11 protein-coding genes are annotated in these 16,561 nt (G+C 39.6%); 4 read left to right on the top strand and 7 right to left on the bottom strand.

Features of this window, described 5'->3' with window-relative positions:
• Positions 1–18: 18 nt before the first annotated feature.
• From ACPDHL_RS04405 to ricT, 5 genes are all read right to left on the bottom strand, one after another.
• Positions 19–675: a CoA transferase subunit B gene (locus tag ACPDHL_RS04405; protein ID WP_430531591.1), complete on the bottom strand. Its 657-nt coding sequence runs from the start codon at positions 673–675 to the stop codon at positions 19–21.
• A gap of 25 nt (positions 676–700) precedes the next feature.
• Positions 701–1,402 (bottom strand): CoA transferase subunit A, encoded by a 702-nt coding sequence (locus ACPDHL_RS04400; RefSeq protein WP_430531590.1) that lies wholly within the window; start codon positions 1,400–1,402, stop codon positions 701–703.
• A 66-nt stretch (positions 1,403–1,468) separates the two neighbouring features.
• Positions 1,469–3,769 carry a penicillin-binding protein 1A gene (locus tag ACPDHL_RS04395; RefSeq protein ID WP_430531589.1) on the bottom strand — a complete coding sequence of 767 codons (2,301 nt, stop codon included), beginning with the start codon at positions 3,767–3,769 and terminating at the stop codon, positions 1,469–1,471.
• A 16-nt stretch (positions 3,770–3,785) separates the two neighbouring features.
• A complete protein-coding gene (locus ACPDHL_RS04390; RefSeq protein ID WP_430531588.1) occupies positions 3,786–4,280 on the bottom strand; it encodes a gliding motility lipoprotein GldH in 495 nt (164 codons plus the stop codon).
• The gene (gene ricT / locus ACPDHL_RS04385; RefSeq protein ID WP_430531587.1) at positions 4,267–5,859 is read right to left on the bottom strand and encodes a regulatory iron-sulfur-containing complex subunit RicT; all 1,593 of its coding nucleotides are present in this window, start codon (positions 5,857–5,859) and stop codon (positions 4,267–4,269) included. The genes ACPDHL_RS04390 and ricT overlap by 14 nt, the downstream gene beginning before the upstream one ends.
• 303 nt (positions 5,860–6,162) lie before the next feature.
• On the opposite strand from ricT, the gene ACPDHL_RS04380 reads away from it, so the two are divergent.
• Positions 6,163–6,921: a 5'-methylthioadenosine/adenosylhomocysteine nucleosidase gene (locus tag ACPDHL_RS04380; RefSeq protein WP_430531586.1), complete on the top strand. Its 759-nt coding sequence runs from the start codon at positions 6,163–6,165 to the stop codon at positions 6,919–6,921.
• A 35-nt stretch (positions 6,922–6,956) separates the two neighbouring features.
• On the opposite strand, the gene ACPDHL_RS04375 is transcribed toward ACPDHL_RS04380, so the two are convergent.
• Positions 6,957–8,018 (bottom strand): endonuclease/exonuclease/phosphatase family protein, encoded by a 1,062-nt coding sequence (locus tag ACPDHL_RS04375; RefSeq protein ID WP_430531585.1) that lies wholly within the window; start codon positions 8,016–8,018, stop codon positions 6,957–6,959.
• A gap of 111 nt (positions 8,019–8,129) precedes the next feature.
• Between ACPDHL_RS04375 and ACPDHL_RS04370 the strand changes: the two genes are divergently transcribed.
• Both ACPDHL_RS04370 and ACPDHL_RS04365 read left to right on the top strand, forming a co-directional pair.
• Positions 8,130–10,943 carry a carboxypeptidase-like regulatory domain-containing protein gene (locus ACPDHL_RS04370; protein WP_430531584.1) on the top strand — a complete coding sequence of 938 codons (2,814 nt, stop codon included), beginning with the start codon at positions 8,130–8,132 and terminating at the stop codon, positions 10,941–10,943.
• Between the two features lie 11 nt (positions 10,944–10,954).
• Entirely contained in the window at positions 10,955–12,469 is a 1,515-nt protein-coding gene (locus ACPDHL_RS04365; protein WP_430531583.1) for a DUF5689 domain-containing protein, read from the top strand.
• A 60-nt stretch (positions 12,470–12,529) separates the two neighbouring features.
• Here ACPDHL_RS04365 and ACPDHL_RS04360 read toward each other — a convergent pair whose 3' ends face one another.
• Positions 12,530–13,585 carry an endonuclease/exonuclease/phosphatase family protein gene (locus ACPDHL_RS04360; protein ID WP_430531582.1) on the bottom strand — a complete coding sequence of 352 codons (1,056 nt, stop codon included), beginning with the start codon at positions 13,583–13,585 and terminating at the stop codon, positions 12,530–12,532.
• Positions 13,586–13,719: 134 nt separating this feature from the next.
• Between ACPDHL_RS04360 and ACPDHL_RS04355 the strand changes: the two genes are divergently transcribed.
• On the top strand, positions 13,720–16,557 hold the full coding sequence (locus ACPDHL_RS04355) for a carboxypeptidase-like regulatory domain-containing protein (protein ID WP_430531581.1): 2,838 nt from the start codon (positions 13,720–13,722) through the stop codon (positions 16,555–16,557).
• The last annotated feature ends 4 nt before the right edge of the window (positions 16,558–16,561 follow it).

Genomic DNA, 16,561 nt, shown 5'->3' with positions numbered 1-16,561 from the left:
AAAACCTCCTTTTTCTATTTAATCTAACATCATTTCTGGAATATCTCCTTCTATAATTAGCTCAACTTCTGTTGCCTTAATAATATCTTCTACCGAAACACCAGGTGCTCTTTCTAGTAATTTAATTCCTTGTGGTGTAACCTCCATTACGGCAAGTTCAGTCACAATTTTTTTCACACAACCAACGCCTGTTAATGGCAGTGAACACGATTTTAATATTTTTGATTCACCTGCTTTATTTACATGCATCATAGCGACAATGATATTTTCTGCAGAAGCTACTAAATCCATAGCACCTCCCATTCCTTTTACCATCTTACCAGGAATTTTCCAGTTGGCGATATCTCCCTTTTCAGAAACTTCCATTGCACCTAAAATAGTCAAGTCGACGTGTTTTCCGCGAATCATTCCGAAACTCGTTGACGAATCAAAAAAAGATGCTCCCGCTAAGGTTGTTATCGTTTGTTTTCCCGCATTAATTAAATCTGGATCTTCTTCTCCTTCATAAGGGAAGGGTCCCATCCCTAAAACGCCATTTTCACTTTGAAAATCAACATTCATTCCTTCTGGTACATAATTAGCAACAAGTGTTGGAATACCAATACCTAAGTTTACAAAAAATCCGTCTTGTAACTCTTTTGCTATGCGTTTTGCAATACCTACTTTATCTAACATAATATTTCTTTAAACAGTTGGTTGGTTATTTTCTTTGACGAACAGTGCGTTGTTCAATTCTCTTCTCGTACTTTTCACCTTGAAAAATGCGCTTTACAAAAATACCCGGTACGTGAATTTCATTCGGATCCAGCGTTCCAATTGGCACTAATTCTTCTACTTCTGCTACGGTAATTTTACCAGCACCCGCCATACATTCATTAAAGTTTCTTGCCGTTCCTTTGAAGATTAAGTTTCCTGCTTCATCTCCTTTCCACGCTTTCACAATAGCGAAATCCGCCTCAAAAGCTTCCTCCATAATATGGGGTTTACCATGAAAGACACGTACTTCTTTTCCTTCTGCTACTTCCGTTCCATACCCTGCTGGTGTAAAAAAAGCAGGAATTCCCATCTTAGCAGCTCTACATTTCTCTGCTAAAGTACCCTGTGGAGTTAACTCAACATTAAGTTCTCCAGACAACATTTGACGTTCAAACTCTGCGTTCTCTCCTACATAGGAAGAAATCATTTTGTCAATTTGATGTTTTTGCAACAACAAACCTAGACCAAAATCATCCACTCCGGCATTGTTAGAAATACACGTTAAGCCTTTAATATTCTTGCGAACAAGCTCTGCAATTGAGTTTTCTGGTATTCCACACAATCCAAAACCACCAAGCATTATCGTCATATTATCTTGAACATCAGCCAATGCTTCTTGGACATTAGCTACTTTTTTATTTATCATAATCTCTGGTTTAATTAACTCCTCTAAAATATAAAAAAAACGCCTTTAAAAAAAGGCGTTTTTTTATTAGAAATCAAATTCATTTGTATCTAGTTCGTCATCTGATTTATCGGTTTCTTGTAGTACTTTTGAGCAATCCACTCGGATCGATAATCCTTCGGGCACTTCAAAAGTTCCTTTCGAAACATTCAGTGTTTTATCAGCATAACACTTATTCATATACAAGCCCCAAATCGGTAAGGCCATTGTCGCTCCTTGTCCGTACAGCATTGTATTAAAATGTGCGGCACGATCGTCATTTCCAACCCAAACTCCTGTTGCTAAATTGGGCACCATACCAATGAACCACCCATCACTTTGATTTTGTGTTGTACCGGTTTTTCCAGCAATTGGATTGGTGAATTTGTAGGGGTGTCCCGTTACGCGTTTATATCCTGGTCCTTGCCAAGTTGTACGCAAACGAACCCCAGAACCACTTTCTGTAACGCCTTCGAGCAACTTCACTACCGTATAAGCAACATCTTTACTCAATACATCCTTTGTTTCTGGTACTGCATTAAATAAGATTACCCCATTTTTATCCTCGATTCGCGTAACAAATACAGGTTTTACATAAATTCCTTGGTTGGCAAATGTACTATAAGCAGCCACCATATCGCTTACTGTAATATCAACTGCTCCTAATGCAATCGCAGGACTTTGAGGTATCTCTGCTGAGATACCTAAATCACGTGTCATATTAACAACCGCTTTAGGGCCTACTTTATCCATTAGTTTAGCCGTAATCGTATTCACAGATCCTGCCAAAGCTTGTTTTAAAGTCATAATTCCCTTATAACTTCTGTTTGAATTTTGTGGCGACCAGTCTTGTCCAATACCATATCGTCCTTTTGGCATCGTAAATGGTGAATCAATAATCGAATCACAAGGAGAATAGTGCAATTGTTCAATAGCTGTAGCATAAACGAAAGGTTTAAATACCGATCCTACCTGTCTTGCTCCCTGTCCTACGTGATCGTATTGGAAGTGTTTGTAATTGATTCCACCAACCCAAGCTTTAATATGACCCGTTTGTGGTTCCATAGACATCATTCCCGTTTGCAAGAAGTGCTTATAGTACACAATCGAATCTCTTGGTGTCATAACCGTATCTATTTCTCCTTTCCACGAGAAAATACGCATGTCTGTTTTCACTTCAAATGACTTGAGAATCTCATCCTCTGATTTTCCTAAATCTTTCATTTGGCGCCAACGTTCAGACGTTTTCATCGCGCGCAAAATAATTGCTTCCGTATCAGCTGCTGAGATATTGTAGAAAGGCGCATTTTTATTGGTCTTTTGTCGAATAAAAAACTCCTCTTGTAAATTACTAATATGCTCTTGTACAGCTTCTTCTGCATATTTTTGCATACGCGAGTCAATCGAAACGTAAATTTTCAATCCATCGCGATAAATATCGTAAGTCGTTCCGTCTTTTTTCGGATTCTCTTTTACCCAACGGCGCATATAATCGCGTAAATACTCTCTAAAGTAGGTCGCGATTCCCTCGCGGTGACTTTCTGGTGTAAAATGCAAAGACAATGGTTCGTTTTGTAAACGAATACTCTCTTCTTTGCTAATAAATTCATTTTTAGCCATTTGATGCAGAACGACATTTCTTCTCTTTTGCACCAATTCTGGTCGTCGAACAGGGTTGAAATACGCTGGATTTTGAAGCATCCCCACTAACATAGCTGCCTCATCAACCGTTAAGTCTTTGGGTTCTTTACCTAAGTATACTTTGGCTGCAGAGCGAATTCCCACGGCATTATTCACAAAATCTGCTTTGTTCAAATACATCGTCAAGATTTCCTCTTTGGTATATTGACGTTCTAATTTAACTGCGATTACCCATTCTTTTGCTTTTTGTGTAATACGTTTTGCTAAGTTACGAGATCCTTCCCCATGGAATAACAATTTCGCTAACTGTTGGGTAATTGTACTCGCTCCTCCACTACTTCCTACTGAAGTAACAGCACGTAAGGTTCCTCTAGCATCAATTCCCGAATGCCCATAGAATCGCTCATCTTCTGTAGCGATTAACGATTGAACCAAATGCGGAGGTAAATCTTCATATTTCGCCGGTACGCGATTTTCTAAATAAAATTTTCCGATCGTCTTCCCATCTGAAGAGATAATTTCTGTTGCAACGTTACTCGATGGATTTTCCAACTCATCAAATGTAGGCATTGCCCCAAAAACGCCCCAAGAAGCACAAAGGAAAAATAACACAAGAGCAACACCTAATCCTAAAAAGGCAATCCAAAAAGCAGCTACATACTTTTTGAAACTTGGTGCTTTTTTATTCATTTGTTTTTTATTATTCATACAACTTTTATGAAACTTATTCTGCTTTTTCGATTCTAAATCCGACTTCACTAATTCCTTTTAACTCCGGTACCCCTTCGACATCGCCAAGTGCACGTACCGCCTGTTCAAGTGTGAGTTTATATTTTCCCGCTTGGTCAAAAACGAAATTTTCTTTCAACCACAATTTACTCTCTTTTACGTCCGAAAAACCATTACCTAAAAGAGCTCCATTAGGATCTGACATTTGAAATTGTAGGGTATCAATCACAATTTCAGCATTGGGTTTATACAACTTAGCTATGACAAACAGATTGCTAAAAGGATACTCCTTATTTACCCTTACATTCATAAATAAATTGTTGGTAGTCAGGGTATCCTGAACATCCCACACAAATGTTTTGATATCTTGTCTTTCCCAAACTCCTTTGGTAGGCTGAAATTCGTCAAAAACCACTTTGTGGTCATGTTGACAACTCATCAATAGGCCTAACGAAAGACTCAAAGCTAAATAAAGACTATTTATTTTCACCTTCTGGTTTATTTGTTGGGTTTGTATTTGGATTCGCTGGACGAGGTTTTCTCGGCTTGGGTTTATTGGAACGCGGTTTTTGATTCTTACCTTTATTATCCTCACCTTCTGCCTCATTGTTTGTTCTTGGCTCTTTATTTACGCGTTTTTTTTCTGGTCTACCCTCCGTTCGATCTGGTGATTTTCGCTCAGGTCTCCCTTCCGGTTTTCCTCCTTCTACTTTACCTTCTGGTCGTCCTTCTGGTTTTGTTTTACGTTGCGGCCTTCCTTCTGGTCTGCCTGCCTCCACTCTACCTTCTGATCTGCGTTCTCCCTCTTTTGCCATAGGTTTTTCTCTACCTTCTGCATTTTTAGTTCGGGTTCTTGGTCTGCGTTTTCTATCGTCTTTTTCATTCGCCGATTCTCTCGCCTCCCCTCTTGCACCAGCAGAAGACTCATTGCGATCTGTTGATTTTCCTTTGGGTTTCGTATTCTTTTTTCTTCGCTTAGGTTGATCAAAACGCGTTACGCTATCCTGTTCAACCGCACTTTGGAAATGATCTTTATCTGAAGGAATATCTTCGCTATAACTTTCTAATTCATTTCCTTTTTCGTTTTGCGCATTCAAGTCTAAGATTTCCTTTACTTGTTCTGCTGTCAAAACGTACCAATTCGCTGAATTATTTGCATAAGCAAACCACATTTGACCTTTGAAAATATCGATCTTTTGACAAAAGGCAATTCCCTTTACAGTCATTAGTTTCGTATCCGAATCTGGCATATCTTTCAATGCTTCCAAATACGTATCCAATTCAAAGTTCAAACAACACTTTAACTTACCGCATTGACCTGCTAATTTTTGTGGGTTTAACGATAATTGTTGATAACGTGCTGCTGCAGTATTTACACTTCTAAAATCCGTTAGCCAAGTCGAACAACAAAGTTCTCTTCCACAAGATCCAACCCCGCCTAAACGCGCGGCCTCTTGTCTGAATCCTACTTGTTTCATCTCAATTCGAATGCTAAATTCTCTAGCAAACTCTTTAATTAACTGTCTAAAATCGACACGCTCACTCGCTGTATAATAAAACGTTGCTTTTGATCCATCCCCTTGAAACTCCACATCTGATATTTTCATTTCAAGGTTTAAATTGATTGCAATCTCTCTTGCTCTCATTCGAACAGGTTCTTCTTTTTCTCGAACTTCCTGCCAAATATCAATATCTTTTTGCGTTGCTTTTCGATAAATTTTTAAGATTTCTCCCTCTGGGTCTACTTTCTTTTTTTTCATTTGAACCTTAACAAGCTCTCCTACTAATGAAATGATTCCCACATCGTGTCCTGGTGATGTTTCTGTTGCAACGATATCTCCCATTGCCACAGTCATTCCACTTGGATAGCGGTAAAAATCTTTTCTTCCGTTCTTAAATCGAACCTCAACTATATCAAAAATGCTGTCTGAATTTGGATAAACCATATTCGACAACCAATCAAAAACTGCTAATTTATTACAGCTGTCTGTTCCGCATGTTCCGTTACTCTGACACCCTCTGGGTACGCCATTACTATCTGTCTTCGTTGAACAATTTGTACAAGCCATTTGTGTATTTATGTATTTATATATTTGATCCTCCAAAAAACAGGAGGAATTATTTTCTCACTTTTCGTTGTAAAGATACTATTTTTTTATAGGCTACTTCAAGATTTTTTTAGTTGCAATAATTAGCTCTTTTGCTTTAAAAGAATAAAATACAACTCTTATCTTTATTTTATTAGCTAAAAAAGACAAGTATCGCTAACGCTTCCCTGTGAAGACTTAGGATCGCTCAGGTGTCAGTAGGAGAATATCCTCAGGATATTGAACAATTATTTCTACTTTTGAGCTGCAAATACACAATTCAATATGGAGGAACAACTAATTGGAATCATGGGTGCCATTCCCCAGGAAATAGATGGAATCATCGCTATTTTACAAGATAAAACGGCTACAACGATTGGCAATCGCACCTATTATCAGGGATTACTTGGTAAACAACAAGTCGTGGTCGTCTACTCTCGTATTGGAAAAGTTGCAGCTTCAGCAACGGCATCAGCTTTACTGTTGCATTTCCGCGTTAGTGAAATTATCTTTATTGGTGTTGCTGGTGGTATTGCTCCTCACATCGAAGTGGGTGATGTCGTCATTGCCAAAGATTTAATTCAATATGACATGGATGTTTCGCCTTTGCGACCAAAATATGAAATTCCCCTGCTCAACAAAACCTACTTTGAGACTAGTGCCATGCGATCCAATCAAGTAAAGCAACACATTGAGAGCTTCCTTGACCCCGCAGTACTTCATACCAAAATTGCGTCTGATGAGTTGAAAAAATTCGCCATCGATCAACCTAAGGTTTACGTAGGAACCATTGCCAGCGGAGATCAATTTTTTTCTACTGATATACAAAAAGAAAATTTGCAACAAGCCCTACCTCAAGTACTTTGTGTAGAGATGGAAGGTGCTGCTGTAGCGCAAATCTGCTACGAATACCAAGTACCATGCAGCGTTATACGCACTATTTCAGACAAAGCCAATCAAGAAGCCAGCTTCAGTTTTGAATCTTTTGTTCAGAAAATATCACAAGTCTACGGACAAGAAATTATCGAAAAACTCTTTCAATAACAAAAAGACAGCCTCATCCGCTGTCTTTTTTACTTTTACCAAGCGCGCAGCACATAGAAATAAACGGGAAAATGATCACTAAATCCTGGCTCATTGTTGCTGTTTCTCAAGGGATACCCTTGATAGAGTCCGTCTGATTGCACCATAAATGGCTTTTGAAAAATACGAGCTTTCCAATATTTCCAAGAAGTAAACTCTTGTTGTAAAAAGGCTTCCGTTAGGATTAGCTGATCAAAAATAGCCCAAGCATCGCGATAGGCCAATGTACCGTAGCCTTTTTTATCCATTTTTTCCATGGGATTGAACAATCCCAAAGGCAGCACCTTAATTGCCTCTCCTTCTGTCTGCAGCACCTGCTTTATACTAGTGTCTAACGGCCCATCATTAAAATCCCCCATGCTGACGATCTTTGCCTTGGCATGGATGTTCTGTAGGGAATCGATCAACTTTTTATTTAACCTTGCTGCCGCTTCTCGATTGGGACTGCTCCGCTTTTGCCCACCCAATCGCGAGGGCCAGTGATTGACGATAAAATGCATCTCTTCTCCATCCAATAACCCAGATACCAACAACTGATCCCGGGTGTAAATTCTCTTGCGCTTGCCGGAATGGGCTTTATCGTAAAGGCACAACGTATGATGCGAGGCATTTTGAAGAATAAAATGGTCCTTGGCGTATAGCAGAGCCACATCTACCCCGCGTTTATCTGGAGAGTCAAAATGCACAATACCATAATTCCCCTTACGCAACGTTGGGTGTAGCACTAGATCTTCCAATACCTCTCTATTTTCTACTTCTGCAACGCCTATAATAGCAGGCATATTCGGATTCTCCTCCCTTCCAATTTGAGCTAAAACTCGAGCAAGATTTGCAATTTTCTGCTCGTACTTTTCTTTTGTCCACCTTTTCGCTCCGTTAGGCGTCCAATCCTCATCATATGTTTTGGGATTACGTATTGTATCAAACAAGTTTTCACAATTATAAAAAGCAATCGTCCGAATTTGATATTGCTTCTGTTGGGTCCACCCCTTCTTTCCATTCATCAAACTGAAAGCCACAATTAATACTTTCAAACAAAAATACACAAAATCATTCATTTTTCTAATTTTTACTCAATAAATAGCTCCAAAAACAAATAATAAATTATTTAAATACTAACTTTAATATAAATCAATCAAAAATCAATCCACTTTAATCTCCCACTATTTATGAAGCAACTTGTATTGGCCCTGTTTTTAGTACTTTCCATCCCCTATGCACTGGCACAACGCGAAATAAAAGGTAAAATATTGGATGCCAAAACGCGAATGCCCCTCCAAGCAACGGTCGTTCGTCTAATCGGAACGGCTCTTTCAACCTTAACAGATCGAGAAGGTACTTTTGTTCTCTATCCGCCCACATCGGGAAACTGGGAACTCGAATTTTCCTTAGCGAACTATGCCAACAAACGAATAACTGTAGAAATACTCCAAGAGGAACAGCTCGACTTAGGGTCTATTTTCCTCGAAGAAGACTGGATTTCTACAGAGAAACTAGGGCTGATCTTATTAGAAGACCAGGACCTCGAAGAAGAAGAAATTCCTACAGCCAATTCCGCGCGTTTATTACAAGCGACCAAAGATCCTTTTCAGCAAGCAGCGGCTTATACTTGGGGATCGAGTTTCTATCGCATGCGTGGGCTAGATAATTCCTATGGATCTGTGCTGATTAATGGTTTTATTATGAACAAAATGCACCACGGACGTCCCCAATGGAGCAATTGGGGTGGTCTAAATGACGTCATGAGAAATGCAGTCTTTTCTTCTGGTCCTGCTCTCGCTTCCTCTACCTTTGGTGGCCTTTTAGGTACGCAATCCATTGTTACTTCCCCCGCTCAATTCAGAAAGGGTTTGCGATTGGGACTAGCAGGAACAACGACCACCTACCATTGGAAGCCTTTTTTCAACTATGCTTCGGGGCTAACCTCTCGGGGTTGGGCATTTGCACTATCTGGCTCCTATCGGGGGGCCAAAGAAAGCTATTGGCAAGGAAGTGATTATACTGCTTTTTCTCTATTTATGGGGATCGAAAAAAAGATAACCAAGAAGCACAGCGTCTATTTTTCGGGTATAATCGCAAAAAATAAACGCGCAAAAAATTCATCCAATACCCTAGAGCAAACTGAACTAAAGGGAATTAACTACAATGCCTATTGGGGTTGGCAAGGCAATAGAAAAAGAAATGCCCGTTATCAAACGATTCAAGAACCTTTACTTTTATTGACCCATGTGTGGACGTTCAATGAACGCAGTAAATTAACCACAACCCTCGGCTATCAATGGGGATATCAGGCACAAAGTAGATTGGACTACCAAGACAACCTCAACCCAGACCCCGTTCATTACAAGAATCTTCCTAGTTATTACCTGACCCAAATAGACTCAACCTATTGGCAAATGTCTTCGGATGAGTTTAACGCATTACCAGAAGCAGACGATTTCAAACAAACGACACTTGCTCACTTGCAACAAGCAGAAGAATCGCGTTCATCGTTTATTCAGCAAGGACAAATTGACTGGGAAGCACTTTATAAAAAGAATACTAGCTTTAATGGTCAAAGTAAAATTATTCTGTTTGAGGATCGACAGGAAGATCAAACGCTTTCGGCTAATACCGCCTTTCAAACAGCACTCAATGATCACCTCTTGTTATTTGCAGGAGTAAATTACCGCAATCTGCGCTCAATGAACTTCAAAAAAGCCGTAGACTTATTAGGAGGTAGCTATTACAAAGACATCGATTCTTATCAGGAAAAAACTCGACAGGACAGTGACCTGAATCACCCAAACCGAACTATTTATGCTGGAGATACCTATGGGTATCACTATCTCCTTTTAGGTCAAAGTTTAGAAGCATTTACTCAGTTTACCTTGCACCTCCATCGGGTGGATCTCTATTTTGGACAGCAGGTCAATTTTACTAACTACCAGAGAGAAGGACTATATCGAAACCCCAATTATCCCACCAATTCTTATGGTCGCAGTGAACGTATACCATTTAATACTTTGGGCATTAAAGGGGGAGTCACCTATTACCTCACGGGTAAACACCTCGTACAATTGGACCTTACTTATAATAATAGGCCACCTGTCCTTCAGTATGTATTTGACAATGTAAGGGTAACCAATACTATTACTCCTCATCTCCAAGCAGAGAATAATTGGAATATAGTAGGTAGTTACCGCTTGCGAACAACGCGCCTTCAAACGCGTCTTACTGGGTATCTAACAGAAATACGCCAGAGTACCCAACTTAATTTTTATTATACCGAAGGCATGGACCTCACAGATTCGAAAGGCTCCTTGGTTTCTGAACTACTAACCCCTGTGGATACCCGTCATATTGGAATTGAGCTAAGCCTTGCTTATGCCCTCAGCTCGACTTTAAAAATTACCGCGGCGGCCGGATTTGGACAATCGTTTTATACAAACAACCCAAGGCTGTATATCCAAGCAACCAACACAGCCAAACCCCAAGACCTTGGTCAAGCAAAGTTGCGTCATTACCGAATTGCGAATGGCCCACAAACTGCCCTTGCCTTAGGTCTATCTTATCGAGCACCGTCGTTTTGGTTCATCGAAACAACACTAAGTTATCTCACTGATTCTTATGTACGCGTATCACCATTAAAAAGGTCTCCAACCTTTATTAGCGATCCTCAAAAAATGGGACGCCCCTATGATGGAATTACGGCATTAAACTTAGCAGAGCTACTACAACAAGAAAAACTCCCTGCCTTTACTTTAGCTTCGATTACAGCGGGAAAATCTTGGCGACTGTCCAATCGTTCAATCCTTGGCTTTTTTTGCTCCATTCAAAATATTTTCAACATCCGATATCGAACGGGTGGTTTTGAGCAATCACGCAATGCAACCTATCCTCAAGAAATGGCACGAAGCAGTGGTGATTATGCTGTTTTTGGAACCAAATATTGGTATAGTTATGGCCGCAATTTCTTTATTCAACTCTATTATAACCTTTAATCCCTAAATATATGAAAATCAAACCCCTTCTAAGAATAGCTCTTATCACTTGGGCTTTTATATGTACAAGTTGTGCGCAAACAGACCCTTTTAGTCCTCCGTCTTTCGACTGTACAAATCCTAATACTCAACCCAACACAACCATTGACAACATATACAGTTTAGCTGATGAGCGAATACGTCTTTACCCTGGCGCTGCAGATGACGTCCTTACCGGAATCGTCATATCCAGTGATCAAGGAGGTAATTTTTACAACAAGCTCTATCTTGTTGATGAACAGACGCAACGTCCATTGATCATCAACTTAGAACTAGCGGCTTCCTTCGTAGAATTTCCACCAGGAACAAAAATACTTGTCAAATTAGACAACCTCTATTGCACCAATAGTTTCGATAAACTAACTCTTGGTGGCGGAATTTACACCTCGTCGAAAGATAAAAAATACATGGGAAGTATTCCGAAAAACAACGTGGTTAAGCATCTAGAAAAATATTGCGAAGCTCCAGTCAATCTCGAGCCTTACACCCATCACCTCACCCTACAAGACCTCAAAGAAAACACAGCTCAGTATACGAGTACACTTCTTACACTGGAAAATGTGCAATTCGATCCTTCTTTAGTGGGGAAAAAACTATATGATCCTACGGATGTTGATGCTCAAGGCTATACCCTGAGAAAACTCATTGACAATCAAGGAAACGCCTGTTACATCCGAACAGGAAAGATGAGTAAAGAGTTTGTTGATTATGTTATTCCTGCAAACAGCGGATCGATTACGGGAATTCTCGATGTTTTTAGCAAGCAAATGCAGCTGTATCCTCGCTTACTGACAGATCTATTGTTGGATCAAGATCCCTTAACGGAAGATAGCACAACTTCCGGTAATGACAATGATGAAGAAGGAAATAAAGATAACAGTGAAGATAACAATGAAGGAGGCAATACCGACGAAGATATTCCTGTTGAACCAGGAGGTGTATTAGTCTTCCCTGGTGCAGATTTTGAAGATTGGGACGCATTTAATGCAACCTTAACTCGAGCAGGACTCAAATTTGCTACCCAAGCAACAGGCGAAGGCTGGAACAATTCCACGGCATTGGCTTTTCGCGGCTCACCTACTAAAACGGAGATGGCCTTTATTGCTCGCGATGTGTCAGTTCCCTCATCAGCAACAGCGATTTCTTTTCTGATGAAAGGTCAAGCCAGTAGACGCTCTCTATGCATTCAAATATACGATGCAGCAGGGTATTTTGTTGCCTACAATTTAGGTGATGTCCAACACAGTCAATCCGTTTTACCATCTACGCACACCAATCAGGAAGGCAATGTCAATCAATACAATGGTACCATTGATACCCAAGGACAGTGGATTAAGATTTTACTGCCTCTATCAGGTGTTGCTTACAATCAAACAGGTATGGGTCCTTTCTTTGCTATTCGTTTTGGAGGAAAAACAGCTACAATTTCCAGTACTTATGACCTTGTGATTGATGAAATTCGCTTTGAACAAGAAAGCACAGAATAAAAGTGTCCAAACTAAAGTACAACCCTATCAAAAAAGAGTGCCAAATGGCACTCTTTTCTACTATTTTTGTTCGCGAATCAAATATATATAAACGGGAAAGTGATCACTAAACCCAGGTTCACTGTTGCTATTTCTCAACGGATAGCCTTTATATTGTCCTGTAGATTGGATCATAAACGGTTTTTTAAATATTTTCGCCTTCCAATACTTCCAAGAATCATAGCCTTCTTGCAAATACGCTTCAGTCAAAATCATCTGATCAAAGATATCCCATGCATCGCGGTAGGCTAAAGTACCCAAACCATCTTTCGCCATTTTCTCCATCGGGTTAAAGAGCCCTTGCGGTTGTACAAATTTTTTGTCTCCACCTGCATTCAATACTTTTTTGATACTCTTATTTAGAGGTCCGTCATTCATATCTCCCATGGTGATCACCTTTGCTTGTGGATTAAGGGCTTGTAGGGAATCAATAATTTTGACATTTAATGCTGCAGCTGCCTCTCGATTAGGGCTACTTGCTTTCTCACCACCCACGCGTGAAGGCCAGTGATTAACAATAAAATGTATTTCTTCTCCATCTAATAATCCAGTAACCAATAGCTGATCACGGGTATAAATACGCTTTTTACCCCCAGCACTTGCTTTCGCTAATTGATCGTAGATATACAATGTGTGAGCTGAAGTAGATGTTGGCACAAAGTGTTTTTTACTGTATAGCAATCCCACGTCAATCCCACGTCGATCAGGCGAATCGTAATGCACAATGCCATAATCACCAGGTTGCATCGCAGGTGCACGAACTAAATCCTCCAATACTCCTCTGTTTTCTATTTCAGCTACACCAATAACAACAGGCATATTGGGATTTTCATCCGTGCCAATTTGTGACATAACACGAGTGAGGTTGTCGATTTTTTTCTCGTATTTCTTTTTCGTCCATGCTTGTGCTCCATCTGGAGTCCATTCTTCATCGTAAATCTTTGGATCGCGAATCGTATCAAACAAATTTTCAACATTATAAAATGCGATTGTGTGAATCTGAAATTTCTTATCCTGTGCATGAAGGTTTATACCTAGTACTACTAGAAATAACGCTAAAATCAGTTTTTTTACCATTTTCTTCATAAGTTAACGTAAATTACAAAAATACTCTCCACAAAAGTAGTAGTTTTTATCTTAAAAACTTAACTTTACTGCTATAAAAAGTATCGCACTTTTTAGATTAGCACTTTAATCATTTATTAGCACTTATGAGGAAACTTTTATTTGTTTTGCTTTGTGCCGTATCTTCATTTACGTTTGCACAAAGTAGTCACGAAATTAGAGGAAAAGTACTCGATGCCAAATCTCGAACCCCAATTAATGCGGTATCTGCGAGAGTTTCTGGCTCGAATAATTCAACTCTAACAAACAGTGAAGGAATCTTTGTCCTAGAAAACAATCAATCTGGCGAACTCTTGCTCGAATTATCCTATCCAGGATATGTCAACCAGCAATTGCCAATTGAGCCCAACGCCGATCATTTTTTTGATTTGGGTGAAGTATTCTTGGAAGAAGATTTGATGGCACAAGCCCAAATCGGCTTTATTACCTTAACTGAAAATGATCTTAGCGATGACAATTCGGGCTCTGAAACGTCATCTGGATTATTACAGGCAACCAAAGATCCATTTCAACAAGTGGCTGCTTTCAATTGGGGACAGTCCTTTTTTAAAGTCCGTGGACTGAACAATGAATACGGCAAAACGTTGATCAATGGTATTGTAATGAATCGCATCTTGGATGGTCGTCCACAATTTAGCAATTGGGGAGGATTAAACGATGTGATGCGCAACCAGGAATTTTCTTCTGGATCAACACCTTCTGATTATACCTTTGGAGGTATTTTGGGAACACAGGCCATTTCTACCCGTGCTTCTCATATTCGCAAAGGTTCGCGTGCCACGTTTTCTGGTTCCAACACCAACTACAATTGGCGTCCAACGTTTATGCACTCTTCAGGGCTAAACAAAAAAGGATGGGCCTATGCTGTTGCAGGATCCTATCGCGGAGCGAAAGAAGGCTATTGGGAAGGGAGTAATTACGATGCGCTCTCGTTTTTCACAGCCATTGAGAAGAAATTCAACGATGAACATAGTTTGAATTTTTCTGCTATTTACGCCAAAAACAAAAGAGGAAAAAACTCACCAATCACCCAAGAACAAGCGGACATTAAAGGCTTTAAATACAGTTCGTATTGGGGATCGCAAGAAGGAGATAAGCGAAATTCGCGTTATCGAGACATTGAGCAACCTATTTTTATGTTGACGCATTATTGGAACATCAATGACAGAAGCTCCTTAACAACAACAGCTTCGTATCAATTTGGTCATATTGCCGATAGTCGACTTGGCTATCAAAACAACCAAAACCCTGATCCGGCGCATTATAAAAGACTGCCTAGTTATTACTTAACACAAATCGATCCTAAATATTGGGAGATGTCACAGGCAGAATTCGATGCACTTTCAGATGACGACCCTTTCAAAGAACAAACGATCTCTCATTTGAATCAAGCAGAACGAAACAGATCAAGTTTCGCTGATGATGGACAAATCGATTGGAGTCATATCTATGCATTGAACACTAAAAATGGCGGAAGAAGTCAAGTTGTTCAATATGAAGACAGACAACAAGAAAAAATATTTGCTTTAAATACCGCATTCAAAACGAAATTAAACAACAATATCACCTTTGATGCAGGAGCTAATTATCGCAAATTGAACTCCCAAAACTATCAAAAACTAACGGACCTACTTGGCGGATGGTACTATATGGATGTAGATACTTACCAAAAGGCGGGATTGCAGGATAAAGACATCAACAATCCAGATCGCATCGTCAAAGAAGGGGATCGCTTTGGGTACAACTACAAATTATATGCGGATGTCGTAGATGTTTTTACACAATTTGTTTTTGATTATGGCCAACTGAATTTTTACCTTGCTCAAAACATTGGGTATACCGACTACCAAAGAGAAGGCTTGTATAAAAATCCTATTTTCATAGACAACTCCTATGGAAAAAGCGGACATACAGACTATACTACTTTTGGATTTAAAGGAGGAGGTACCTATCAAATTACAGGTAAACACGCCTTAGATTTCAACATCTCCTACCACAATCAGGCACCGTCCATCAAAAATACGTTTGCCAATGTCAGAGTGAACAACTACCTCGTTCCCGACAACAAAAAAGAAGATATCTTTAGCGTAGACGGTAGTTATATCTTGAGAACTCCACGCTTAAAGGCAAGAGTAACAGGTTATCTTTCTGAAATTCGCAACAGCACAGAAATTAACTTCTACTTTGCTAATGGTACGGGTATAAAAGATGCAGAAGGTAATTTAGAGAATTCAGGAAACAACTTTGTTTCAGAGATTTTATCGGGTATCGACAAGAGACAACTTGGTTTTGAATTGGGTGCAGAATATCAAATCACACCAACCCTTAAGGCTACTGCTGCTGCTGCTTTAGGACAAGCGTTTTACATCAGCAATCCCAATGTAACCTTATCAACGGACAATCAAACACGTGTATTTGACTATGGGGAAGCGGCTTTAAAAAAATACAAGCTATCCAATGGTCCGCAAACAGCATTATCCCTAGGTTTAGAATATAGAGATCCTAAATTTTGGTTCGTTGGAGCCAACCTAAACTATATGGCTGATGCGTATACGGATATTTCTGCATTACGCAGAACGCGTAATTTTGTGATCGATCCGACTACACCAGGTCAACCATTTACGGATTTGACAGATGATAAATTACACCAAATCTTAAAACAAGAGAAACTGGCTGACTTTACCATCGTCAATATTACGGGAGGTAAATCTTGGCGTTTACCCAATAGAACCATTGTAGGGTTCTTTGCATCGATAAACAATGTATTCAACAAAGAATATAAAACAGGAGGATTTGAACAAGCAAGAAATGCTAATTATGCCGAAGAAGTGAAAAACAATAAAGGTCCATACAACCTATTTGGAAATAAATACTTCTATGGCTATGGTCGTAACTTCTTTGTAAATGTTTACTACAACTTCTAATTTC

The sequence above is a fragment of the Myroides sp. C15-4 genome (assembly GCF_050522745.1).
Taxonomy (GTDB): Bacteria; Bacteroidota; Bacteroidia; order Flavobacteriales; family Flavobacteriaceae; genus Flavobacterium.
The sequence above is the reverse complement of the archived record's forward strand: the minus strand, read 5'-3'. Positions and strand labels throughout refer to the sequence as shown.